Here is a 23,915-nt window from a genome sequence, read left to right as displayed (position 1 = left end):
TCAGCGCCGGAGGCGCCGCTTTTAATGTCCACAACTTTTGCCGATCTCGCTCTGGCGCCCACGCTTCTTCGCGCTCTGGACGAAGCGGGTTACGTTAAACCCACGCCCATTCAGGCCCAGTCCATCCCGCTGCTGCTGGAAGGCCGCGATCTGCTCGGTCTGGCCCAGACCGGCACCGGCAAGACGGCCTCCTTCGCGCTCCCGCTGCTACACCGGCTCGCCGCAACGCCCCGTCCCGCCCCCAAGGGCGGCGCGCGCGTTCTGGTTCTCGCACCGACACGCGAACTGGTTTCCCAGATCGCGGACGGGTTCGAGAACTTCAGCCGTCACAAGCCGGTGCGCGTCACCACGATTTTCGGCGGCGTCAGTCAGGTTCATCAGGTCAAGGCGCTCGAAGAGGGCGTGGACATCATCGTCGCCGCACCGGGACGCCTGCTGGACCTGATCGAACAGGGCCTGTGCGACCTGTCGCAGCTTGAGGCGCTGGTGCTGGATGAAGCCGACCAGATGCTGGACATGGGCTTTGCCAAGCCGATCGAGCGCATTGTCGCAACGCTCCCCGAAGACCGGCACACGGTACTGTTTTCCGCAACGATGCCGAAATCCATCACAGCCCTCGTCGAGAGCCTCCTGCGCGACCCGGCCAAGGTCGAGATCGCACCACCATCGAGCACCGTGGACCGGATCGAACAGTCGGTCATGTTCCTCAATGCCTCCGACAAGAAAGCGGCCCTGCTGGCCCAGCTCCGGACGCCGGGCATCGGTCAGGCTGTCGTCTTCACGTTGCAGAAGAACATCGCCAACGACGTCTGCTCTTTCCTGACGGAGTCCGGCATCACGGCCGAGGCCCTGCACGGGAACCGCTCGCAGGGTCAGCGCGAGCGCGCCCTGAACGCCTTCCGCGAAGGCGACGTTCAGGTTCTGGTGGCAACCGATATCGCTGCCCGCGGCATCGACGTCGATACGGTCACGCATGTCATCAACCACGATCTGCCAAGCCTGCCGGAAAGCTATGTGCACCGGATCGGGCGCACGGGCCGTGCGGGCCGCAGCGGTTTCGCCATCACGCTGTGCGATGCAGAACAGCGTGCCTGGCTGCATGCCGTGGAGCGTGAGATCGGCCGGACGCTGGACGTTCATGACAGCCATGAATGGCACTCGGAAGAGGCGCGGAACTCCACCATGCGCCCGCCCGTGCTTGGCGGCGGTCCGGTCAAGCAGGTCAAGCCACAGAAGGTGCGCGAACGCCGCGTCTGGACCGAAGAGGAAAAGATGGCCGCCCGCGCCGCTGCCCAGGCCGCAGCCAAGGCGTCCTGAACAGCCTGCCTGTCATGCCGCCTGAGAAGGCGGTGCGACGTCAGAGCGCCAAAAAACCGCAAGAATCCCCGGACAGGGACCGGTCATGCTTGACCTTTGGGCTGACAGTCCGCACATAGCGGAACTGGATTTTCAGGCTCCGCACCGGAGCCGCTGCCGCGCGCAGATCATTACCCTGTCCCTGAAGCAAGGATTCACATGTCAAAAGAAGACCTGATCGAGTTTACCGGCACCGTCATGGAACTGCTCCCCAACGCCATGTTCCGCGTCACGCTCGACAACGAGCACACCATCCTGGCCCATACGAGCGGCAAGATGCGCAAGAACCGCATCCGCGTTCTGGCCGGTGACCGCGTGAACGTCGAAATGACGCCCTACGACCTGTCCAAGGGCCGGATCACGTTCCGCTTCAAGTAAGACAGTCCGCCGCATGACCTCCTCCCCGTCTTCCGCAGAAGGGTCATCCGGCCTTCCGGACCGTCCGAAGCTCGTTCTGGCCTCCGCCTCCCCGCGCCGCCTGAGCCTGCTGGAACAGATCGGCATCGTGCCCGACGCCGTCGTCAGCGCCGATATCGACGAAGAACCGCGTCCCGGCGAACTGCCGCGCCCGCTCGCGCAGCGCCTCGCCCGCCAGAAGGCGGAGCATGTGGCCGCGCAATACACGGATGCAGCCCTCGTCCTCGGCGCGGATACGGTGGTCTCTGTTGGCCGGCGCGTTCTGCCGAAAGCCGAAGACGAAAAGACGGCCCGCGCCTGCCTGAAGCTGCTCTCCGGCCGCCGCCACAAAGTCCTGACGGCCGTGGTCCTGCGCCCGAGCGCAGGCTGGCCACAAGGCACACCCTGTGAGCGGCTGGTGGAAACCTCCGTCATCTTCCATCGCCTGACGGATGCGCAGATCGACGCCCTGATCGCGCAGGGGGACTGGCAGGGCAAGGCGGGCGGCTATGCCATCCAGGGCGCCGCCGCCGCCCATATCCGCCAGATCGGCGGCAGCTATTCCGCTGTGGTGGGGCTGCCCCTGTTTGAAACGGCCCAGCTCCTGCGCGGGCAGCCGGTTGGCAAACCTTCAGGTGGCTGGATCGCATGACCGAAATCCGCGCAGCCTGTTCTCCAGGCGAAGTGCGGATTGCCGTTACGGACCATGACACGCTGCTGGACGCCGCCATCTGGCGTCCCGGCTGCCCGGATGGTCTGGAAGACTGGCACGTTGTCCGCGTCCAGAAAGCCGCTCCCGCTCTGGGGGGCGCTTTCGTCCTGCTCGAAGACGGCCAGAGCGGCTTCCTCTCCACCCGTGAAACCCTGATCGAAGGCGCCTTGACCGCAGCCCGCGTCAGCCGCGCCGCCCAGAACGGCAAGGGCCTGCGCCTGCGCCGGGCGGACATGCCCACCGAAGCACCATCCGCGCCAAAGCTGCTCGAACGCGGCCCCTCGCCCCTCGACGAACTGGCGGACCGGTATCCGGACGCTCCGATTTTCGTGGACGATCCGGGCATTGCGGCAAAGCTGCCCGTCCGGCTGCGCCCACGCCTTCAACGCTGCCAACAGGCGTTTGACGCTGCGCTGGAAGCGGATTTCGACAGTCTCGGCAGCCCCGAGGCCGATCTGGACCTCCTGACTGCCAGCATCTTTCCGACACCCGCTCTGATCGCCATCGATCTCGACAGCACTGGCTCGCCGGACTTCAAAGGCAATATCGCAGCCTTCCCTGAACTGGCACGCCAGATCCGGCTGCGGAATCTCTCGGGCACAATTCTGGTAGACCCGGCGGGTGTAAAGACGCGCAAACGCCCGGCTCTGGTCCCCTTCCTGCGTGAGGCTCTGGCTAACGATCCCCTGAAACCGGACGTCCTCGGCGCCACCCCGTCCGGCCTGCTGGAACTGACCCGCCCGCGCCGCCGTCCTCCCTTGCATGAACTCCTGTCCTCCCCACATGGACAGGCACTGTCCATCCTCAGGACGATCCTGCGCGAAAACCGCACCGGCCAGACGCTGACAGCCTCGATCAGCCTCGTCACGGCGCTGGAAAACGACCCCGAAGCCCTGGCGGATTTCATATCCCGCCGCGCCCAGCCGCTGGACCTTGTCCTTGATCCCAATGCCCCACCCGCAAGCTGGAGCCTGTCATGAGCAACGCCACCTGCCCGATCTGCCATCGTCCTACCGATCCGCAGTTCCGGCCCTTCTGCTCCCGTCACTGTGCGGATGTCGATCTGGGCCGCTGGTTCAGCGGGACCTACCGGGTTCCGTCTTTCCGTCAGGACAATGACGAAGAGCACGACGAATATCGCGACAGGGAGGGTTGATCCCGCCTCAATCATCAGCTAAACCCCATCTCCGCAACAGGGTGCGCCCTGAAGCTCGGTGCCCAAGTAGCTCAGTTGGTAGAGCATGCGACTGAAAATCGCAGTGTCGGTGGTTCGATTCCGCCCTTGGGCACCATTTTCCTCCTGAAAAAATTGTCGTCTGTTCCAGCTCTTCGCGCGAATGGCTGCCCTTGTGATGGCGCGATTCCCTCTGGCATTCTGACGGTCCGATATTCCATGATGACGCGGAACAGACCATTGCTGTCTAAAACAGGCCTCATCACCCGTGCCCGGAGATATCGGGAACCGAAAAATGGACGATCCCTCTCCCCAACATTACGAACCTGACGGTCCACCCCTGAGGCAACCTGAACAGGTTCCCCCTCCTGAACTTCAGCCCGGTCCCGAGCCTGATACCAACGGGCAGCGTCGCCAGCCGCCAGTCTGGTTTTTCCTGCCCGTGCTCTGCATCTGCCTGTTTCAGGTTGCTGTTCTGGTGCCACGGATCGCCCATCTGAACATCGGCCCAGGCAGGTTTTTCGGAATATCGGACCCTCAGGACAACACCCGTGCCGCCCGGCTCAACCGCGCCCTTTCCGGCAAGCCCCGTTATCCCCAGGACATGATCGCCCGACATATCGAAGATCACGTCACGGTTGCCTGTACGATCGATGCACAGGGGTGTGCCCATGACTGTATGGTCCGGGAAGGGCATTATGCGGAACTGAATCAGGCCGCACTCGCATATTTGGTTCAGGCGTCCTATTTCCCCGCGATGAGAAGCGGTCACCCCGTCAGTTCACACTACAGGATGCACTTCAACTTCCTCATCCCCCAGGCCGCTGACCGATAGCCGAAACATGAATTCTCCCTTCGCATGCATCCGAACCCGCGTCGGAGCGTTGTCTTCTCAAGTGTCAGTGCCACACGGGTTTCCGCCCGCAGGGACTGACTATGAAAACAGACAGAAGGTTTCATGATGTCTTTCAATATCAGCCGCCGTGGCGTCGCCCTTGCAGCCGTCCTTTTCGGTGCCGGTCTTGTCGCAGCTCCTGCCGTACGCGCTGAAGATACGCTCGGGGCCCCTGTCGGACATGTCACGCTCACCGCCCATTCAGCGGATGTCGGCGTGGGTTACACCTGGGGGGACGGCACCCTGACCTACGGCCATCATACCTATCACTTCAAGGTCAGCGGCGGGAACATCGCCGCCGTCGGCTTCTCCGCCCTGAAAGCCGAAGGCACCGTCTACAATCTGAAGCACCTGCATGATTTCGACGGCAGCTACGGCTCCCTCGCCGGGGAAGCGACGCTGGACAAGGGTCTGGGTGGCGCTATCCTGTCCAACAGCAACGGCGTGCGCATCAAGATCGAGACGGCCACACAGGGTGCGCGTCTGGCTGCGGGTGCACAGGGTCTGACCTTTACGCTGAGCCGGTAATCTGGTGTCCTCCTGCCGCAGCCTTCCGGAAGGGCTGCGGTGACAGGCCGGACACTTCCCCCGCGTGCCCGGCTCTTCCTGCATTTTTTCGCGGGGGAGCGGAGCGTGACAGATCATGGACACCAACATTCTTGTTCTCTCCTTCACCGAGCAGAGCAAAGCCTTCCAGGCGTTTTCCGAACTGCGGGAACGGGCTGCGGACCAGAAGCTGGTCATCATCAACGAGGCTGTCGTTGAGCGCACCACGGACGGCAACATCACCATTCATGACAACTGGGCCAATGGCGCTTCCGGCGAGCAGGTCCTGAACGGGACACTTCTCGGATCACTCGTCGGGCTTCTGCTCGGGCCGCTGGGCGTGCTTCTCGGGGCGTCCATGGGGGCGCTGGTGGGATCCAGCCTCTCGGTTGAGGATGCGGCCATCCGCAGCAGCCTTCTGGCGCAGATTGCATCTGTTATTCCCGTGAGGACGACGGCCGTGATTGCCACCGTTCAGGAATATGTGCCGCAGGTTGTTGACGAACTGGCGGCGTCGCTGGGCGCATCACTGGTTCTGCGTCGGCCGATCGAGGCTGTGGAGCGCGAGGTTCTGGCCCAGCAGAAGGCGCAGGCCGCGGCAGCAGCGGAAGCCGAGCGTGTTCTCGTGCAGCAGCATTCGACTGAATGGCACGAACGCATGGGCGAGTGGCAGAAACAGGTTTCCACCAGCCTGCATAATCTCAAGAACAAGATCACGGGGGGCTGAGACCGTTACGGTCTTGATCTGACCCTCTGATACGGGCCATCGTGACGCAACATTTCCTTACAGGATGTCGTCATGATGGCCCGTTTTCGTATGCTCTTCCTGCTGGCCGGTCTCGGCGCGTTTTCAGCAGCGTCCGCGGCTCCTGCGCCACCAGCCGTTCTGGCACCCTTTATTCATGACGGCAGTTTCAATCCCGGCGATTACGGGTTTGTCCGTGGCGCATTCCCGGGTGCGACTGAGCAGCAGGTGAGGGACTGGAAGGCCATTGAGGCGTATGGCGAGGCCTGCATGCATGATGCGGCGCTTGTGCAGGATGCAGCGCTGAAAAGGCTTGGCGTTGCAGCTTCTATTCCCGAAGAATCCGGCTATCAGGATCATGTGTGCATGCAGGTCAATATGGCAGACAGTGTGCCTGACGGAATGAAAAGCTGGGAAGATTTCCAGAGTGCCATCTCTCGCAGCCTGCCGTATTTTCAGACTTATGAAATGGCAGTCCATGATGCCATGCGGGCACTTGAGAGCGATCCGGCAAAAGACACGTTGGAAGAACAGATTACGGCACATGTCGTGCCGGACCAGATGTGGCGTTTTTCATCTGAATCCCGACAGAAAATCACAGGGCTCGATGCACCTGCACGAAACGCTCTGAACAGCCGTCTTATCTCCGCCGTTATCAACGTGGACTGGGACAACAGCCATTGGGCGCGACATGTTCTGGAAACGCAGGGATGGGCGAGCGTGCTGAAAGCGGGTGATAAACCTGCACAGATGATGTGGGTTCTGGTGCAGCATGCGGATATCGATCCGGTCTTTCAGGTCATGACGCTTCGTCAGCTTGAACCATTTGCGCGGTCGGGTCAGTTTCCGAAACCGGAATATGCACTGCTGACGGACCGGGTCATGCTGCCAACGACTGGAAAACAGCATTATGGCTCCCAGCTTTCGTGCCAGAACCACCATTATGCCCCTTTTTCGCTGGATGCGGGCGGAGACGATCCGAAGACGCTCGATGCAAGACGGGCAGAAATGAATCTCCCTCCCGAAGCCACCTATCTCAAGCGCTTCCCGCCCCATTGTTAATAGGCTGAAGAAGGCACGCCCCTTTAATTTGTGCAGTCGGGCGGATGAAGGGGAGCGCCCTGCCTCAGACCGCCGTCGGGCGGTCCATGGTCTTGCGCAGCGGATACAATGCCAGTTCTTCGATTGTCGCGCCGGTATTGGTCGCCTGAAGGCCCACCGTTGTCAGCGGATTGGCGGGGAAGACCAGCGCGGTGGCAACCGAGAGGCCGTCATTGGCGAAGAGTTCCAGCGCACAGGCATCAAGCACCAGACGTAAGGAAAAGCGGCGGCTGTTGGCGATCAGGGGCGTGGAGAAACGCTCCGTGAAGAACGGCTGGGAGAAGCCATGCAGGTCGCCGCGATCAAGCCAGAGCTGGCTTGAAAACGCGTCAAAGCCGATGGAGAGGGATTCTCCCTGTCCGTTCGAGAACACGATGACGAAGCGGCCTGCGCGTCCCTGTTCGCCGTCCGGCTGCGGGTTGCTGCGCTCATCGACGGTGACGGTCAGAAGCAGTTCGATGGCGGTGCCTGTGGGCAGGGCGACCTGCACGCCGCTCTGGGCGGGGATGCGGTCCACCCGGAACGGGATTTTTTCACCCCGGAAGGCTTCGAGCCCATAGGGGCGCTGGACCAGACGCAACCAGTTCATTTCATCCCGGCGCAGGGACATGCGACGCGGCAGCGTCATGAGGCCGCGCCAGCTCCGGTTGGGGACTTCCTCGCAATACTGCCAGTTGCCGAACCAGGCGAAATAGACCGCTCTGTTATCCGGCATGCTGTCATAGACCTGCATGGCGTAGCTGTCCTTGGCGAAGTCTGTCAGGCCGATCACGGTGTTGTCAGGCGTGAAGCGTTCGCCATCGAAATCGCCTACGAAATACTGCGTGACGCTGCCGCCCAGAGGGGCGCCCGGATTGACGGAGACGAACAGGACCCAGCGCCTGCCTTTTTCCTCGCCCTCAATGTCGAGTTCGATCAGGTTGGGACATTCGTAGTCCACACCGAACAGACCGGCGGGGCCGAAGCTGCTGAGATGCATCCAGTGCAGCAGGTCGATGGAGCCGTAGAACAGCACCTTGTGAGCGCGCGCGCTGACCACGACCATGATCCATTTGCCGCTTGCCTCGTGCCAGAAAACCTTGGGATCGCGGAAGGAATTGACGCCGATATTCAGGATCGGGTTGTGGTCATAATCGATGTAATGCTGGCCACCATCGGGGCTCCAGGCAATGTACTGCGTCTGGCTCTGCGGTGTGGCACGGGTATAGATCGCGACCAGTCCGCCGGGCATGGGCGGGAGCGCGGGCGGAGCGGCATGGGTTTCGGCACCGTTCGGAGGCGCATAGACCGAGCCGAACGGGGCGGACTCATTCGGACCGAGGGCGGACATCCTGTCGGGCGCGTAGGGCGTGTCGGATGTGGTTTTCCGCAGTTCCGGGGCGAGCGCCTGCACGGCAGCCTGCGTGGCCGTTGTGGTCGCCGGAGTAGCGGCGGCCTCCGATTTGCGAGGCGGAAAGAGACCAGAGACATTGTTGCGGTCCAGCACGACGCAGCCGGTATAGGCTTCGCCCGCCGCCGTCTGGTCGATGGCGATGGGCTGGTCCTGCCAGGTGTAGAGATCCGTGCTGGTAGCGTGGCCCCAGTGGACGCGACCGGCGTAGGGGGCGGTCGGGTCGTACTGGTAATAGAGATGATAGGTCTGACCATCGAAGATCAGGCCGTTGGGGTCATTCATGAAGCCGGTGGGCGGCGAGAAATGAATGGAGGGGCGATAGAAGTAGTCGCTCTGGGTGCGGATGACAGGCTTGTTATTTGCACCGGGCTGATCGGCGGGCTCGATATGCGCATTGCTCGGCTGGTGGCCGTGAGATGTGAGCGTGTCTTTCGGCGGGTCATCAGCGGCGCTGGCATTCCCCGTCAGACGCAGGCTGCTGCCAACGGTGCCGGCAACGGTTCCGGCGGCAAGAAGGGATGTCAGGGCGCGACGGCGGCCCGGGACTGGCAGGTCATTGTGGTCTGTCATGACGGACAGGATACATGAGACGCCCGTTTTCAAAAGAGCGGGCGTGAGCCCGGGGCAGGACGTTGCATGTCCGCCCCGGATACGGACATAGTGCGGCATGAAGCGTCTCGACCCCTTTCTCCTGTCCCTCATCGCCGCCATCGCGCTGGCCTCTTTCCTGCCCTGCCGGGGGCAGATGGAGCATATTCTCCAGCATGTCGTGACGATCCTCATCACGTTCATGTTCTTCTTCCAGGGCGCGAAGCTCGAACGTCACGCCATCGTGGACAGCGTGAAGGACTGGAAGCTTCAGGGGAGCGTTCTGCTCTGCACGTTCGCACTGTTTCCGCTGCTGGGGATCGGACTGCATCTGCTGTTCCGCAGCGTCTTTCCTGATGCGCTGTTCGGTGAGGAACTATGGTCGGGCATCCTGTTCCTGTGCTGCCTGCCGTCCACCGTGCAGTCTTCCATCGCGCTGACCTCCATCGCGAAAGGCAATGTTCCGGCGGCGATCTGTGCGGCGACGGTCTCCAACATCGCGGGCATTGCGCTCACGCCGTTACTGACGGGCGTGGTACTCGGGCATGTGGGCGCCGGACATTCGCCATTGGAATCCGTGCTGGATGTGGGCAAGGAGTTGCTGCTGCCATTTGCGCTGGGGCAGATCCTTCAGAAATGGGTCGGGCCGATCGTGCGCAGACACAAGATCCTGATCTCGTTTACCGATCGCGGGTCCATCATCGTGGTCGTCTATACGGCGTTCAGTTCGGCCGTTGTGGAAGGAATCTGGCACCGGGTTTCGGGCGCGCATCTGCTGGAAGTGGCGCTGCTCGACAGTTTTATGCTGGCGCTGGTTCTGGTGCTGTCGCATCTGATGGGCGACGGGCTGGGGCAGACGACGGAGAACAAGATCGCGCTCCAGTTCTGCGGCTCGAAGAAATCGCTGGCGTCAGGCGTGCCGATGGCGAGCGTCATTTTCCCGGCGGCGTCGGTCGGCATCATCGTGCTGCCGCTGATGATCTATCACCAGATTCAGCTCTTCACCTGCACATTGCTGGCGCGGCGTTATGGGCGTCGGGCGCTTGAAACCAGCGACCAGGGCACGGCGACCTCTCCGCAGCGCCGCACCGCCACACCGTAAACATCGGCGAACAGGGCGTCCGTCAGGACTTCGGCGGGCGTGCCGATATTGACGAGGCGGCCCTGTGACAGGACCGCAATCCGCGTGCAGAAACGGGCTGCGAGGGCAAGATCGTGCAGGACGACGGCGACGGCCTGACCCTGCGTGGCGCACTGGCCGAATAGCTCCATGACCGTCAGGGCCTGCGCGGGATCAAGGGCCGCGACGGGTTCGTCCGCCAGCAGGATCGGGGCCTGAACCGCGAGGGCACGGGCGAGCAGGACACGGGCGCGTTCGCCGCCTGAAAGACGGGCGGAAGAGCGGTCAGCGAACGCGCTCATCCCGACCGCATCGAGAGCCTGCTGCACCGCAGTGGCGTCCTGTTCCGCCGAGGCGGTGCGCCGATGAGGCAGACGCCCGAGCATTGCAACATCCCGTACGCTCATGCCGACGGCAGCGGGCGCTTCCTGCGGAAGATAGGCCAGATGGCGACCGCGCTCTTCGGGCGGCATGGTGAACAGGTCCTGCCCATCCAGAAGAACACGACCGGTGTCGGGACGGAGCAGGCCAGCCATAATGCGAAGCAGCGTGCTCTTGCCCGCACCGTTGGGTCCGATCAGGCCGAGGACTTCGCCGGGACGCACGTCGAGCGCGATATCGTTGAGAAGTCTGTTGCCCTGAAGGGTCAGGCTGATCGTGTCTGTCTGGAGGATCATGACGCGTTCCTCATACCGGCCGCCCGCGCAGGCGCCAGACCTGCCAGAAAAAGACCGGCGTTCCGATCAGGGACGTGACGACGCCAAGTTGAAGTTCGGCGCCACTGACGGGCAGGCGCACGAACAGGTCTGCCGCCAGCAGAAGCGCTGCTCCCCCCAGTGCGGACGGCAGCAGGAGGCGCGACGGGCGGCCTCCGGCGAGCGGGCGCAGCAGATGCGGCATGACGAGGCCAACGAACCCGATACCGCCTGCCACAGCAACACCGCTGCCGACCGCGAGCGCCGTTCCGATGACAACGCGCCACTGCACTGCGCGCAAAGGAAAGCCCATTGTCTGGGCGACGTCTTCGCCGAGGGTCAGGGCGTCGAGGGAGCGCCCAGTGCTGAACAGCAGGGCCGAGCCGATCAGAAGGCCGGGTGTGGCGATCAGCACGTCATGCAGGCTGGCGCGAGACAGGGAGCCCATGAGCCAGTGCATGATTTCGTAGGACGCATAGGGGCTTGGCACGAGGTTAAGCGTCAGGGCCAGCAGGGCGGCGCTCATGGAGCCCAGCGCCGCCCCGGCGAGTACCAGAACCAGCGTCCCGCCCCGGGTCAGGGCTAGAAGCAGCAGCGTCGCAAGCCCGGCACCGGACAGGGCGGCCAGCGGGAGCGCGGGCGCCCAGACTGCCGAGACGCCGGTATAGAAAACCAGAACGGCCCCAAGCGCGCCGCAGCCCGAAATACCGAGCACGCCCGGATCGGCCAGCGGGTTGCGGACCAGTCCCTGAAGTGCTGCGCCAGACAGGCCGAGCGTTCCGCCGATCAGCAGAGCCAGGATCATGCGCGGCAGGCGGATCTGGCCGATGACAGTCGCGGCGATCGTCTCGCGGCCATGCAGCATGTCGGACAGACCCTGAAGGACGCCAATACCCGCCGGCCCTGCGGCCAGTGACAGGATGGCGAGGGCCAGAACCAGTACACTCAGTACGGCTACGGTTAGCATGTAGCGGCTCATGGCGAAGGCTCCGTGCCGGTCAGACGATCGTGTGCGGAGATCAGGGCGGTCAGCGCATCAAGGGTGTCGGGCGTGCCGCACATGGTCAGGCGGCCAGGAAGCGCCAGAAGATGCGCGCCCGTGAAGCGGTCCCGCAGAGCGGGATGGTGCACGGCATCTTCCGCCAATGAAGCCCCTTCGGAAATCATGCCCGTCACCAGAAGGTCCGGCGGATGGGCGATCAGTGTTTCCAGCGCGATGGTGCCGTCGGGACGTTCGGAAGTCGACAGGCGGAAGCCGGCGCGCTTCAGCAGATCGGAAATCAGGCCGCCCTCTTCTCCCGCAAGGTTCGCGCCAATAACCGTGGCGGTCAGGATCCTGTCCGGATGGACGGGATGGAGACTTTCCAGACGGTCCGCGAACGCGCGGATCATGTCGTCGCCGCGCGTATCCTCGCCGATGGCATGGGCGACGGTGCGGATCTGGGTGGGAATATCCGCAAGGGACGCAATGGACGGAAGCTGGACGAACGGGACGTGCAGGGCATTCGTCACGAGCGGGACCGTCGGGCGGTGCCATGTTCCGTCCAGAACGACGTCGGGGTGGGTCGCGACAAGGTTTTCGCCGTCAGGGCGCTGGACGGGATAGTTCGCAGCGATCTCGCAGCGGACGGATTCCGCGCAGTCCGTGGCCAGCGGGCTGAGACCGAGGATATGGGACGGGTCTGCCAGTTCGAGCAGCAGTTCGTCCGTGCACAGATTCAGGGAAACGATACGGGTGCGCACCGGACCGGCAGTAGCCGATCCGATGAGCCAGCCCGACAGCAGCAGGGCTGCCATCGGGGCTGAAAGGACGTGAAGGAACGCCTTAAAGGCCAAACGTCACACCACCGTAAAAGGACCGGCCCGGCTGGAGATAGCCGACCGGGTTTTCATAATACCGGTTGCCCAGATTGTCGCCGCGCGCGAACAGGGTGACGAAGTCGGCCAGCTTGTATTCCGCGGCGATGTTTACCGTGACGTAGTCATGACCGATCGTGCTCATGGACGTATAGCGGTCGAGATCGTGCCAGCCGCTGACATAGAGCAGGCTCGGCGTGATGCTCAGGCGCTTGGTCGGCGTCCAGATGACGCTGGCCGTGGCCTTGTGGCGGGGACGGCGCACGAGGGCCGCGCCGGTACTGCGATCCGTGGCGTCCGTCCAGGTATAGGTGCCGCGCAGATCCACGCTCTTGATGATGCGGTAATCGACGAAGGCTTCCACACCGTGCGTCTGCGCACGGGCGACGTTTACATAGGTGTAGTTGTAGCCGGACAGCGCTGTATTGATGAGGTTACGGACATGGTTGCCGTAATAATCGGCGCCAAAGGTCAGCTTGCCGTCCAGAAGACGCTCTTCAAATCCGGCGTCAAAACCCAGAAGACGCTCGGCCCGCAGGTTCGGATTGGCCAGAAAGTAATAGGCCGGGTAGCTGACGAAGAGCTGGTTCAGGGACGGGCCATGGAAGCCCGAACCACCGCTGGCCTTCAGCGTCAGGCCGGTGCCGGGGATCTTCACCGCCGGGGCGACGCGCCAGGTGACGTAATTGCCGTAACGGGAATTGTTGTCGTACCGGATATTGGCCGAGCCGAAGAGAATGTCGTGCCAGTGGCCTTCGAGCTGTCCCCAGGCGGCGTTCGTCGTGGTCTGGGCAGAGACCGGGGTCATGATCCGCTCACGGATATAGTCATAGCCCACGAGGAAGGAGCCGTTATGGCCGAGATGGGTCAGGCCCTGCCAGTCCACCTTCAGACGATCGCCCCGGTTGGACGAAATTTCCGGATCGCCGGCGGTAATGTCATGGCGGCGATAGGTGATGTACCCAACGCCCAGCGTCTGCTCGAACACGCCTTTGAAGGATTTCAGATGCGCCGTGCCGCGCAGAATGGCCTGTTTGAGGTCGCTTTCGTTCTGCTGGGCTGACGGCAGCGCCGGGTAGGAGCTGTAATCATCGGCGACATATTCATAATCCGCCTGCGTCAGATGCGCCGTGAAGCCGAGATCGAAATTGTCTGTCACGTCATAACCTAGCCGCACATTGGCCGTGCGGTTGTCGTTGCGGTTGGACGCGACGTCATGGTCATGAACCTGTGCGCGGATGGCTTTCGGCACGGCCTGATAGTCGCCGACATGGTTATGCGAGACTTCAACCATGTAATGGAAACGATGGAGCGAGCCCGAGAAACCGGCCGTCTGGTTCTTGGTGGAATAGCTGCCGCCTTCAAGACGGACGAAGCCGTGCAGCGGTCCCTGCCCCTGTTTGGTCGTCATGTCGATGACGCCGCCCATCGCATCCGCACCATACAGGCCGCTCTGCGGGCCACGCAGGATTTCCACGCGGGCCAGACCGTCAGTGAGAAACTGTGCCGTATCGAATGCCCCGGCCGGCGTGGAGGGATCGTTGATATCCATCCCGTCCAGCCGCACCTTCACTTCGTTCGAGTTGACGCCGCGCATGAAGATCGAACCCGTGCCGCCGGGGCCGCCCGTACGCACCATGTTGAGGCCCGGTTCACGCGCCAGCAGGTCCGCAAGATCGCGCCGCTGCAGAAGTTCAATGTCACGCTGGGTCACAACCGTAACCTGCGAGCCGACCTTGCTGATGTCCTGCGGGATACGGTTTGCCGTTACGGTGACGGTCTCGGGGACCGTGGCGGTCACGGCGTCAGGAGTAGTCCGCGAGGCACTCGTGGCTGCCGTCCGGGGAGCGGCCGGGGGTGCCTTGGGCTTCTGCGGCGGTGCCGGTTCCTGGGCCGGGACGGACGCCAGCGCGGGAACGGCGACAAGCATGCTCGTCGCGAAAAGAAGGCAGGAAATACGGGGCATGGCGATAGTAATGTCTCGTCGTTCTGCGTCGCCCTCAAGAAGGAGGCAGACCCGCAGCAACAGGGCCTGACCCGGCGTTCCGATGCACCCCGCCCGGACCGTCCTTCGGACAACTCATGCTGACGGCAGGTCTCCTGGCTCGCGCTCCGGTCTCAGGCCCCTTCCCGGCACCGGGCCAGTGGGTTCTCTCCTGAAGCCGTACTGTCCACCCGTTACGGAGCGACAGTCAGCGCTTACAGTTGCGGGGGCAGCCGCAGTTTTGCACTGCGTTCCCTTTTCACCCGGCAGACCGGGCACCGTCAGGTGACATGAAGCGCCCCGGACGGCACAAGTCAAACACAAACGGCGGTTCGTGGCCGATTTGACACAGCACAACTCTGCAACACGGCTTTCATTCCGTTACAATCTGCCCTTTGCCTCGAATATCCCCGGACGTCAGTGTTCCTGCCATCGGATACAGGATCAGGACACGATCATGACGCCCCCTTCTGCTGCCCAGACGGTTCACCACGACCGCGACCTTCCGGCAGGACGCGATGGCATGAAAGCAGAGGGGCCCGGTCTTCCCCAGCGCCTGTTGTGCAGCACCTTCCGGGTCCGGCAGTATAACGACGTCCATGCCCGTGCTGCCGATCTGAGACTGCGACTGCCGCTGGGCCGCAAACGCCTTCAGCGGATCGAACGCATCCGCGAAGCCGGGGCGCTGTTCATCCATGTTCCCAAGAACGGCGGCACGTCGATCTGTGACCTGCTATATGGCGGGATCATGATGCATGAGACCTGGCGCTATTATCAGCATGTCGCGCCGGATCTGTGCCGGACCCTTCCCAGCTTCGCGATCTGGCGTGATCCCGTGAAGCGTTTCGTTTCCGCATGGGCCTTTGCCCGTCGTGGCGGCACCTCACGGGTAAAAATCCATCCTTCCGTCAACGCGCTCTACCGCTCGTTCCACACGCTGGACCATGCCATCGACCACGTGGAATCCTGTCCGTCCGTTTACGAGATGGATCATGTTTTCCGTCCGCAGACCCTGTATGTCTGCGACCGTAATGGCCGGCTTGCCGTCGATCAGCTGTTTTCGATGGACCGGATTTCGTCCCTGCCCGATCTGGTGCCTGTCCTGAAGGGCAAAACCATTCCCCATCTGAACGGCAACAGCCACGATATCGTCCCCACGGCCGCGCAGGCGAAAAGGATTCGACAGCTCTACAGCGCGGACGAAGCACTGCGTCCCGCAGAATGACTTTTTGAAACGATCGCCCTCAGAAAAACGGGCCATGTCTTCCAAATGTCACAATACGCGGGGAGTTTCCTGCCATTTCTGGCCGTTACATCAACGAAATGTGACTAAATTGCCATACCCCCTTCATGTCATACTGTATCACTCTACATCTGATTGAAATAGAGCCGGCACTCATGCTTTTTCTCGGTTGAAAGTTCACCTGACCGAGAAAGACCGAAAATACGATGCGCCTTGCTCGCCTGCTTTCGACTTCGGCCCTGTTTGCGTTCGGTACGGTGTCGGCATTTGCCGCACCCGCAGACAGCACGGCCTCTTCTGACAAGAAGAGCCCTACGAAAGTCGCTGCTGCCGCCCCGTCCATGATGGGCAATACAGCTCCAACAGACGAACATGAAGAACATGTCTCCGTCAGCGGACATCACACCTATTTCGATGGCGTAACGCGCCGCGATGTTGGTGGTGGTCTGATGCAGAAACAGGACTCTGCGAAGTCCGTTTCGGCCATCTCCCGTGACTACATCGAAAAGCAGGCACCGGGTCAGGACCCGATGCAGCTGATCGCACTGCTTCCGGGTGCGAACGTTACGTCTTCCGATCCGGCAGGACTGACGGGAAGCCACATGAGCGCCCGTGGTCTCGACCAGTCGCAGATGGGCTTCACGCTTGAAGGTTTTCCGATCAACGACATCGGTTCCTTCTCGGTCTACTCCCAGGAAATCGTGGACTCCGAGAACCTGCGCAAGGTCAGCCTCGCACAGGGTTCCGCCGACCTCGACAGCCCGCATCTGAGCGCCACCGGTGGCGTGGTCGACATGTACATGATCGACCCCAAGATGAAGAAGGGCGGTGCGTTCGACGTCTCTTACGGTTCATATGACTACACCCGCGGCTTCCTGCGTCTGGATACCGGCAAGATCGGACAGACCAACCTGCGTGCGTATTTCTCCGGTTCCTATGCGACCGAAGACGCCATCCATTCCATGGCGACGAACCGCAAGCTCCATGCCGAAGCAAAATTCGTAAATGACTGGGGCGATGGCAACCGCGTCTCGCTCGCGATCGTCGGCAACCGTCTTTACAACTACCTGACGCCGAGCGTGAACCAGGCATCCTGGGATACGTATGGTTTCGGTGTGAAGGACCAGTACGTCGCGTCCTGTTACTCGGGAAGCACCTGTACGCGTCCGAACGGCACGACGTTCAAGAACAACAGCGGCGCCACGATTTCCAATACGGTCTATAACGGTGCGTACAAGTCTGGTGACGCCAATTACTACAAGCTCCACCAGAACCCGTTCACCAACATCTATGCCAGTGCGCCGTCCACCTTCAAGCTGACAGACCACCTCGTCCTGACGGAAACACCGTATTTCTGGTATGGCGATGGCAGCGGCGGTGCCGCCTACAGCGTTCCGACAAGCTGGGGCGCAACGAGCATGTCCGGCACGCTGGACGGCAAGACGCCTGCGAAGGGTGCCCTGCTCTATGAACCGTCCATCACGACCACATATCGTCCGGGTGCCGTTACGAAGCTGACGCTCACCACCGGCGTCAACCGCCTGATGGTCGGTTACTGGTTCGAGTATGCCAAGCAGTCCCAGACGGCTCCTGCAACGGGTATTGGTGCTGATGGTACGCCATGGAATATCTGGGGCAGCGGACCGAACTACGTGTTCAATGACGGCACGACCTACCAGTACCGCGCGAGCCTGACGCAGACACGTACGCACACCATGTTCATCGGTGACAGCCTGTCTCTGCTGCATAACAAGCTGACGATCGACGCTGGCCTGAAATATGCGATCGTTACCCGTGACGGTCACAATATGCTGCCCGACACGTCGACCGGCCCGTATATCAACAAGTCCTATTACGAACCGCTGCCAACCGCCTCGATCCGTTATCAGATCAATCCGGAGATGCAGGTTTTCATCTCGGGCGCCACGAACTTCCGTATCCCGACGAATTATTCCCTGTATGACGCGGGAGCCTATTACAAGAACGGCGGCTACGGCACCCACGCCAACAGCGACCAGAAGCCTGAAATCTCGATTTCGGAAGAAGCCGGCTGGCGTTACACGGGTCCGACGGTCATGGCCTCGGTCACCTATTTCCACTACAACTTCACGAACCGCCTGATCTCGCAGACCGAATGTCTCGATAACGCGTGTCTCAATTACGCCACCACCAACATCAATGCCGGTGGCCAGAGCACGAACGGTGTGGATGCGGAAATCGGAACGCGCCCGATCTTCTATCACATCCGTCCCTATGCCTCGTTCGAATATGTCGATGCCCGCACGACCAGCAACCTGCTCTCCAGCTCGGGCAACAAGGTCGACTACATGCGGACAAGCGGCAAGTTTGCACCTGACACCCCCAAGTATCAGGTCGGCTTCAACCTCGATTACGATGACGGCAACATCTTCGGCGCCTACAAGCTGAAATATGTCGCCAAGCAGTACTCCACCTTCATGAACGACGAGCACATCCCGGGCTACGTCAAGATGGACATCACGGTTGGCTATCGCTTCAAGAACCTGGGCTTCCTCCAGGCTCCGAACGTCAAGCTGAACCTGACCAACATCACCAACAACCACTATCTGGGCTTCCCAACGGGCACCCGCGTCAACGCCCAGACGCAGACCGGTATTTTTGGCAATTCGATCAAGGGTACCGCCCCGACCTACATGATCGCAGCCCCGTTTGCTGCAACCGGTTCCATCAGCGCCGGCTTCTGATCCTTCAGACTGTGCTGAACCTGAAAACCCCATGCCGGTTTCCGGCATGGGGTTTTTTCATGACTGATACACCACTGTCCGGTGGGTGCTGCGCTCTTGCACTCCACCCGGCAATATGGCCATTTATGACTGCACCAAAGATAAAAAGGATCCACGGTGGGCAGAACGAAAACGACAGCCAGAGCAGCACTGGATATCTATCTGGACGCCCTGCGGGATCACCTGTCCATTGAATCCAAAGCCATCGAGACCGCGCTTTCGGAGCTTCCGGTCTGTGAGCAGTATCCGGGGCTGTGCCGGCGGATGGAGCAGGATCTGGCGATGGGCCGGAGCCATGCGCGGGAGATCACGATCCTTCTGTCCCGGCACGGACACCCTGCCCCGGTTCCCCATGAGACCGTCTCGTCCATTCTCAGCACCGTCTCGGGGCTGCTGCATGGGGGTGAGGAGCATGACGTTCTGAAAAACGTGCTGGCGGCGAGCGGGTATCGCGCGCATCAGATCGCCTCGCTTCAGGTTCTGATCGTACTGGCACGACAGCTTGGCTTTGCGCAGGATGCGGCCGCGCTGGACTGTCTGAAGGATGAGGAAATAGCGGCGGCCGGAGCGCTTGAGGGGCTGATGCCGGAAATCGTAGCCCAGTATCTGGCGGCGGCCTGAGACAGCTCAACGCGGCTTGCAAGACATCCGCGAGGGCGTAAACTTCGGGTATGTCCTCATTCCGCTTCCTTCATGCTGCTGACATTCACCTCGACAGCCCCCTGCGGGGGCTGAGCCGTTACGAAGGGCTTCCCGAAGCGGAAATCCGCGGGTCAACGCGGCGCGCACTGGACCGGCTGGTCGAGACGGCGCTGACGGAAAAGGTCGATTTCGTCGTTCTGGCCGGCGATCTGTATGACGGAACCTGGCAGGATGTGGGGACCGGGCTTTACATGGTCCGGGCACTGAGCCGGCTGGTTCAGGCAGGCATCCGGGTCGTAACGCTTTCGGGCAATCATGATGCCCAGTCGGTCATTGCGCGCGAACTGCCGCTGCCGGACGGGATCGACCATTTTTCCTATGATGCGCCGCAGACGCTACACTGGCCCGAACTGGGCGTGGCGCTGCATGGGCAAAGTTTCCGGGACCGGCATGTCACGCAGGACATGACGCGATCCTATCCCGCGCCGGTAGCGGGGTGTTTCAATATTGGTGTGCTTCATACGTCACTCTCGGGATACGGGGAGCACGAAACCTATGCGCCCTGTTCCGTCGAGACGCTCTCGGCCAAGGGGTATGATTACTGGGCGCTGGGGCATGTCCATGCGCGCGAAATCGTCTGCGAGCATCCCTGGATTGTATTTCCCGGCGTGCTTCAGGGACGTCATGCGCGGGAGACCGGGGCCTGTGGCTGTGAGCTGGTCACGGTTGAGGACGGGATCGTCCGGTCCGTTGATTTTGTGGAATGTGATGTGGTGCGCTGGTGCCGGTTGGAGCTGGATGTCAGCGACATGCAGACCATGGATGCGGTTCTGGGTGCCGCGCGTCAGGCGATGGAAGATGCGCTGTCCGAGGCCGGGGGACGGACAGTCATTGCGCGGATCGTGCTGACGGGGCGAAGCATCCTGCACGATCGGCTGTGCGCGTCGCAGGCTTGGAAAGAGGATCTTCGTGTCATCGCGGCGTCAATGACGCCGGGAGGAACACAGATCGGCCTGGAAAAAATCCGCAATGAGACGTCCGCGCCTGTGCATCGGGCCGGTGTGGCGGAGACGCGGGAGCTGGATCTGGCGCTTGAGGGACTGATGCAGGACAAGGATTTTCTGGCGTCCCTGCCCGAGGCGTTTGAAGGGTTTTTCTCTGCCCTGCCCTCCTGTGTCGAGCGGGATAGTCTGATGCCGGACGGGCAGTTTCCGCTTGAGGAGGCGCGGGCGGCCTTGCGGGCACGGCTGGTGGGAGAGACGGAATAATGCGTTTCGAACGTCTCGATCTTCTGCGCTATGGCGGATTTCAGGATGTCACGCTGAGCTTTCCGAAAGGGAAGCGGGACCTGCATGTCATTTATGGTCCGAACGAGGCCGGGAAATCGACCACGCTCTGTGCGATCCGGGATTTCCTGTTCGGGTTTCCGCACCATATTGCCGGGGACTGGATGACGGCGGCGCCGCTGCTACGGGTCGGGGCGTGTCTGGAGCAGGACGGGACGGTTTTTGAAGGTATCCGGCGGCGGGGACGGAACCAGACACTTTTTGCAGCCGATGACAAAACGCCTCTGGATGATCTGCCACTCCGGACCTGGCTGGGCGGACTGGATGCGAAGGGATTCGAAGCAGCCTGGGCGCTGGATCATGCGCGGTTGCGGGACGGCGGCGAGGAAATGCGCCGGCTGAAAGATGATGCGGGGCTTCAGATCCTGGCGGCTGGGCTGGGTCTTGAGGGCGTCGGGAAACTGGCTGCGACGCTTCAGGACGATGTGAATTCGGAATGGAAATCCGGACGGGCGCGCTCGGCGCTGCAGCAGGCAAAACTGAAACTGAAAGAATTGCAGCAGACACTGCGTCAGGACACGACGACGGCGCGGCAGCTTTCCACAGCAAACCGGGCGCTTTCTGTTTCTGAATCGGAACGGTTGGCTTGCGAGAAGGAAGCGCAGGCTCTTGGGGTACGTCGCCGGACCAACTCGCGCCTGAGAATGACATCCGTTCCGATTCAGAAACTGATGGAGACGGAAGCGGAGATCGCCGCATTTCCGCACTGGGATCTGACGGTTCAGGACTGCGCACGGATTGAAAAAATCCTGGAAAACCTGCACCGGGAAGAAGAGGCGCTTTCGGCTGCGCGCCAGAAACTTGAGACGGTGTCCGGGCAGGTCCGGGACTGTGGGGAACCGCATCCCGTTCTTACGGAACAGGATGCCATCCGGGCACTTCTGGGTCGGGGAGTTCTGGTTGAGCGTCTTGAGGCAGCGGCGGGGGACCGTCAGGCGCGGCTGACACGGGACGGGATCTGGCTTGAACAGTTCTGGGCGCGACATGGCTGTGAATCGGGCATGCTGCCAGACCTGTCGGAGCTGGATGATCTGGACCGGCGGCTTCAGGAACGCGCGCTGCTGCACACGCAGGAACAGGATCTGCGGGACAGGCTTCGGGAGACGGAGCAGGCGCTGAATGCGCTTCATCCGCAATCCGTTTCGGAATCGGATGGAAATACAGGCGGGGAGCGTCTGCGTCTGTTCCGGCTGGAGCTGGATGAGGCGCGGAGCCTTGGTCCGCTGGATGAGCGGATCAACAGTCTTTTGGAGGCGATTGCTCGGCAGGAAGAGGTCACGGCGGCTGCTTATGGGGCGCTGTTGCCCTGGCGTGCGACAGGCGCGGACCGGAAGGCCGAACTGACGGCGCTTGCATTGCCGGACATGGTGGCTCTCGAAGAGGAAGCGCGGCTCCGGGCGGGGCTGGAAGAGCAGCGCCGGGCGGCGCGCGATGACGAGCAGGCGGCGGAGACAGAACGCGCGCATTTGGAACAGCAGCTTCGGCGGCTTGAGGAAGGTGGACAGGCCGTTTCACGGGAGCAGCTTTCGGCGGCTCGGCAGGAACGTGACCGGCTGTTGCAGGAGATGGAGCGTCTTTTCGAGTCCGGAACCTGTCCGCCTCCGGCGATGCGGGAGGCGTTTGGCGTTCTGCTCCAGAATGCGGATGGTCTGGCGGACCGACGCCATGATCATGCCGAGCAGTCGGCGCAGCTTGCGGCGCTGTCCCGTCAGGTTGAGGATCTGGCGCTGAAAGCGGGAGATGCCCGGCGCAGGGCAGCATACGCGGAAGTGGAACTGAATCGGCGCGATGCTGCATGGGCGGCTCTTCTGAAAACATTGGGCGCGCCGGTCCTGCCCCCCGCTCCGCTTCAGGTCTGGATTGCACGGCGTCAGGCGGCGCTCGCGGCCGAGGAACAATTGCAGGGCTCGCGCGCGCAGTTACAGGCCGCCATGCAGACCCGGGCGGATATGAGCCGGCGGTTGCAGGCTTTCGTGCCAGCCTGTCCGTCCGACCGGCTGGCGGTTCAGATCCGGCAGGCCGCGTCGGTTCTGGAACGCGACGAGGCCGTGGCAAAGCAGACTGAGGCCCGGAATGCGGATCAGCGCCGGCTGCAGGAGGTGGTGGCAAAAGGCAAGGCGGCACTGGCCGGACTGAAAGGCAAACTGGCGCAGTGGGACGAAGACTGGGCGCTGGCCTGTCAGGCCTGTCGTTATCCGGGGCGGCCGGACCGGGCGGATCTGCGGGATGTGCATGATGCGCGGGTGATCCAGACGCGGATGGAAAGCGAGCAGACAGAGCAGGCCACCGAGATACGCGATATTGCGGCTTTCCGCACGGAACTGGGAACGTTCCTTCAGCGCCACGGGCAGGGATCGGCAGCCGAACTGGACGCTTTCCTGACGCAGGCGCTGGCCCGCGAGCAGAAGCGGCAGACTGTGGTTCAGGCTCATGCGGCGCTTGAGGCCGAGGTTGCGCAGAAGGATCTGAAGATTGCGACGCTGGTGGCGGAGCTGGCGCCTGTGCGGTCAACGCTGGGTCTGGGGCCGGACGATGATCTGCGTCATGCGCTGTCGCGGGCATGCGAGCGGGCTGCATTGTGCGACAGGCGCGACGAGTTGCGCGATCAGATCCTGCAGGCGGGAAATGGCCGGCCGATCGATGTTCTTCTGGAAGAGGCCCGCGAGACGGATCCGGCACAGCTTGAAGAGGAATTCGAGGCCATCGAGGCGGAAACAGTGGCGCTGAACGCCCGCAGGTCGGAAGTGGACGAGCGTCTGTTTACCGCGCGCAAGGTGCTGGACGAGCTGGAAAATGCCCGGGGCGTTCATGAGACAGCCGAGGAAATCCAGGAGACGGAAGCGGATATTGCCGAGCGGGCCAGCCGCTATGTCTCGCTCAGGCTTCAGCAGCTGATGCTGTCACGGCTGGTGGAGCAGGGGCGGCAGCAGGCCCACGGACCGCTGCTGTCCCGCGCCGGGGCGCTGTTTTCACGGCTCACGCTTGGACGTTATGTGGGGCTTGCGACGGAAGAGGACGGGTCGGACGGGCTGGTTCTGGCGGGATGCCGGCCCGGAAACACGGCGCTTGTTCCGGTTTATGCCATGAGCGAGGGCACGCGCGACCAGCTTTATCTGGCGTTGCGTCTGGCGTCGGTCGAGCAGGCGCTGGAGCGCGGAATCCGTCTGCCTTTCCTTGCGGATGATCTGTTCGTGACATTTGATGAAGAGCGGACGGAGGCGGGTCTGAAGATTCTGGCGGAGATTTCGGAAAAAACACAGGTTCTGTTCTTTACCCACCACGGGTATATATTAAATCAATCGAAAGAAATTAGCTGTCTGACGAAGCTATAATTCCGTTTCTAAAAAAATGTTTACTTTA

At 62.0% G+C, this 23,915-nt stretch carries 20 protein-coding genes, 1 tRNA gene and 1 riboswitch; of the genes, 16 read left to right on the top strand and 5 right to left on the bottom strand.

Annotated elements, in window-relative coordinates; translation table 11 throughout:
* Positions 1 to 24 precede the first annotated feature (24 nt).
* The 10 genes from KP701_RS06450 (at position 25) to KP701_RS06405 (ending at position 6,886) form a co-directional block, all read left to right on the top strand.
* Complete coding sequence (locus KP701_RS06450; protein ID WP_215746399.1) at positions 25 to 1,317, top strand: DEAD/DEAH box helicase; 1,293 nt, start codon at positions 25 to 27, stop codon at positions 1,315 to 1,317.
* 198 nt (positions 1,318 to 1,515) lie between these two features.
* Entirely contained in the window at positions 1,516 to 1,734 is a 219-nt protein-coding gene (gene infA, locus KP701_RS06445; RefSeq protein WP_007282896.1) for a translation initiation factor IF-1, read from the top strand.
* A gap of 13 nt (positions 1,735 to 1,747) precedes the next feature.
* Positions 1,748 to 2,404, top strand: a complete 657-nt coding sequence (locus KP701_RS06440) for a nucleoside triphosphate pyrophosphatase (RefSeq protein ID WP_215746398.1) — start codon at positions 1,748 to 1,750, stop codon at positions 2,402 to 2,404.
* Positions 2,401 to 3,444, top strand: a complete 1,044-nt coding sequence (locus tag KP701_RS06435; protein WP_215746397.1) for a ribonuclease E/G — start codon at positions 2,401 to 2,403, stop codon at positions 3,442 to 3,444. Before KP701_RS06440 ends, KP701_RS06435 begins: the two co-directional genes overlap by 4 nt.
* Positions 3,441 to 3,620, top strand: a complete 180-nt coding sequence (locus KP701_RS06430; RefSeq protein ID WP_024716732.1) for a DNA gyrase inhibitor YacG — start codon at positions 3,441 to 3,443, stop codon at positions 3,618 to 3,620. Before KP701_RS06435 ends, KP701_RS06430 begins: the two co-directional genes overlap by 4 nt.
* A gap of 60 nt (positions 3,621 to 3,680) precedes the next feature.
* Positions 3,681 to 3,756 (top strand) — tRNA-Phe (locus KP701_RS06425).
* A gap of 177 nt (positions 3,757 to 3,933) precedes the next feature.
* Positions 3,934 to 4,473 (top strand): energy transducer TonB, encoded by a 540-nt coding sequence (locus tag KP701_RS06420; RefSeq protein WP_215746396.1) that lies wholly within the window; start codon positions 3,934 to 3,936, stop codon positions 4,471 to 4,473.
* A 126-nt stretch (positions 4,474 to 4,599) separates the two neighbouring features.
* Entirely contained in the window at positions 4,600 to 5,061 is a 462-nt protein-coding gene (locus tag KP701_RS06415) for a hypothetical protein (protein WP_215746452.1), read from the top strand.
* A 115-nt stretch (positions 5,062 to 5,176) separates the two neighbouring features.
* Positions 5,177 to 5,806: a DUF1269 domain-containing protein gene (locus tag KP701_RS06410; RefSeq protein ID WP_215746395.1), complete on the top strand. Its 630-nt coding sequence runs from the start codon at positions 5,177 to 5,179 to the stop codon at positions 5,804 to 5,806.
* 72 nt (positions 5,807 to 5,878) lie between these two features.
* The gene (locus KP701_RS06405) at positions 5,879 to 6,886 is read left to right on the top strand and encodes a DUF6624 domain-containing protein (RefSeq protein WP_215746394.1); all 1,008 of its coding nucleotides are present in this window, start codon (positions 5,879 to 5,881) and stop codon (positions 6,884 to 6,886) included.
* Positions 6,887 to 6,950: 64 nt separating this feature from the next.
* Here KP701_RS06405 and KP701_RS06400 read toward each other — a convergent pair whose 3' ends face one another.
* Positions 6,951 to 8,888, bottom strand: a complete 1,938-nt coding sequence (locus KP701_RS06400; RefSeq protein WP_215746451.1) for a glycoside hydrolase family 32 protein — start codon at positions 8,886 to 8,888, stop codon at positions 6,951 to 6,953.
* Between the two features lie 97 nt (positions 8,889 to 8,985).
* Here KP701_RS06400 and KP701_RS06395 point away from each other — a divergent pair, with 97 nt between their 5' ends.
* The gene (locus KP701_RS06395) at positions 8,986 to 10,008 is read left to right on the top strand and encodes a bile acid:sodium symporter family protein (RefSeq protein WP_215746393.1); all 1,023 of its coding nucleotides are present in this window, start codon (positions 8,986 to 8,988) and stop codon (positions 10,006 to 10,008) included.
* On the opposite strand, the gene KP701_RS06390 is transcribed toward KP701_RS06395, so the two are convergent.
* The 4 genes from KP701_RS06390 to KP701_RS06375 are packed head-to-tail and all read right to left on the bottom strand — an operon-like array spanning position 9,933 to position 14,544.
* Positions 9,933 to 10,703 (bottom strand): ABC transporter ATP-binding protein, encoded by a 771-nt coding sequence (locus tag KP701_RS06390; protein WP_215746392.1) that lies wholly within the window; start codon positions 10,701 to 10,703, stop codon positions 9,933 to 9,935. The two genes, KP701_RS06395 and KP701_RS06390, sit on opposite strands and share 76 nt — an antisense overlap.
* A gap of 10 nt (positions 10,704 to 10,713) precedes the next feature.
* A complete protein-coding gene (locus tag KP701_RS06385) occupies positions 10,714 to 11,700 on the bottom strand; it encodes an iron ABC transporter permease (RefSeq protein ID WP_215746391.1) in 987 nt (328 codons plus the stop codon).
* Positions 11,697 to 12,518, bottom strand: coding sequence for an ABC transporter substrate-binding protein (locus KP701_RS06380; protein WP_215746390.1), 822 nt, complete (start codon positions 12,516 to 12,518; stop codon positions 11,697 to 11,699). Before KP701_RS06380 ends, KP701_RS06385 begins: the two co-directional genes overlap by 4 nt.
* A gap of 28 nt (positions 12,519 to 12,546) precedes the next feature.
* Positions 12,547 to 14,544 carry a TonB-dependent siderophore receptor gene (locus KP701_RS06375; protein WP_252345449.1) on the bottom strand — a complete coding sequence of 666 codons (1,998 nt, stop codon included), beginning with the start codon at positions 14,542 to 14,544 and terminating at the stop codon, positions 12,547 to 12,549.
* 106 nt (positions 14,545 to 14,650) lie between these two features.
* Positions 14,651 to 14,860, bottom strand: a riboswitch (cobalamin riboswitch).
* A gap of 159 nt (positions 14,861 to 15,019) precedes the next feature.
* On the opposite strand from KP701_RS06375, the gene KP701_RS06370 reads away from it, so the two are divergent.
* The 5 genes from KP701_RS06370 (at position 15,020) to KP701_RS06350 (ending at position 23,887) form a co-directional block, all read left to right on the top strand.
* Entirely contained in the window at positions 15,020 to 15,787 is a 768-nt protein-coding gene (locus tag KP701_RS06370) for a sulfotransferase family 2 domain-containing protein (protein WP_215746389.1), read from the top strand.
* A 224-nt stretch (positions 15,788 to 16,011) separates the two neighbouring features.
* A complete protein-coding gene (locus tag KP701_RS06365) occupies positions 16,012 to 18,528 on the top strand; it encodes a TonB-dependent receptor (protein ID WP_215746388.1) in 2,517 nt (838 codons plus the stop codon).
* Positions 18,529 to 18,684: 156 nt separating this feature from the next.
* A complete protein-coding gene (locus tag KP701_RS06360; protein WP_215746387.1) occupies positions 18,685 to 19,188 on the top strand; it encodes a DUF892 family protein in 504 nt (167 codons plus the stop codon).
* A gap of 50 nt (positions 19,189 to 19,238) precedes the next feature.
* Positions 19,239 to 20,477, top strand: coding sequence for a DNA repair exonuclease (locus KP701_RS06355; protein ID WP_215746386.1), 1,239 nt, complete (start codon positions 19,239 to 19,241; stop codon positions 20,475 to 20,477).
* Positions 20,477 to 23,887, top strand: a complete 3,411-nt coding sequence (locus tag KP701_RS06350) for a YhaN family protein (RefSeq protein ID WP_215746385.1) — start codon at positions 20,477 to 20,479, stop codon at positions 23,885 to 23,887. Before KP701_RS06355 ends, KP701_RS06350 begins: the two co-directional genes overlap by 1 nt.
* Positions 23,888 to 23,915: the final 28 nt, after the last annotated feature.

It is taken from the genome of Gluconobacter sp. P1C6_b, from assembly GCF_018811945.1.
GTDB lineage: Bacteria > Pseudomonadota > Alphaproteobacteria > Acetobacterales > Acetobacteraceae > Gluconobacter.
This window is presented reverse-complemented; position numbering and strand designations above follow the sequence as displayed.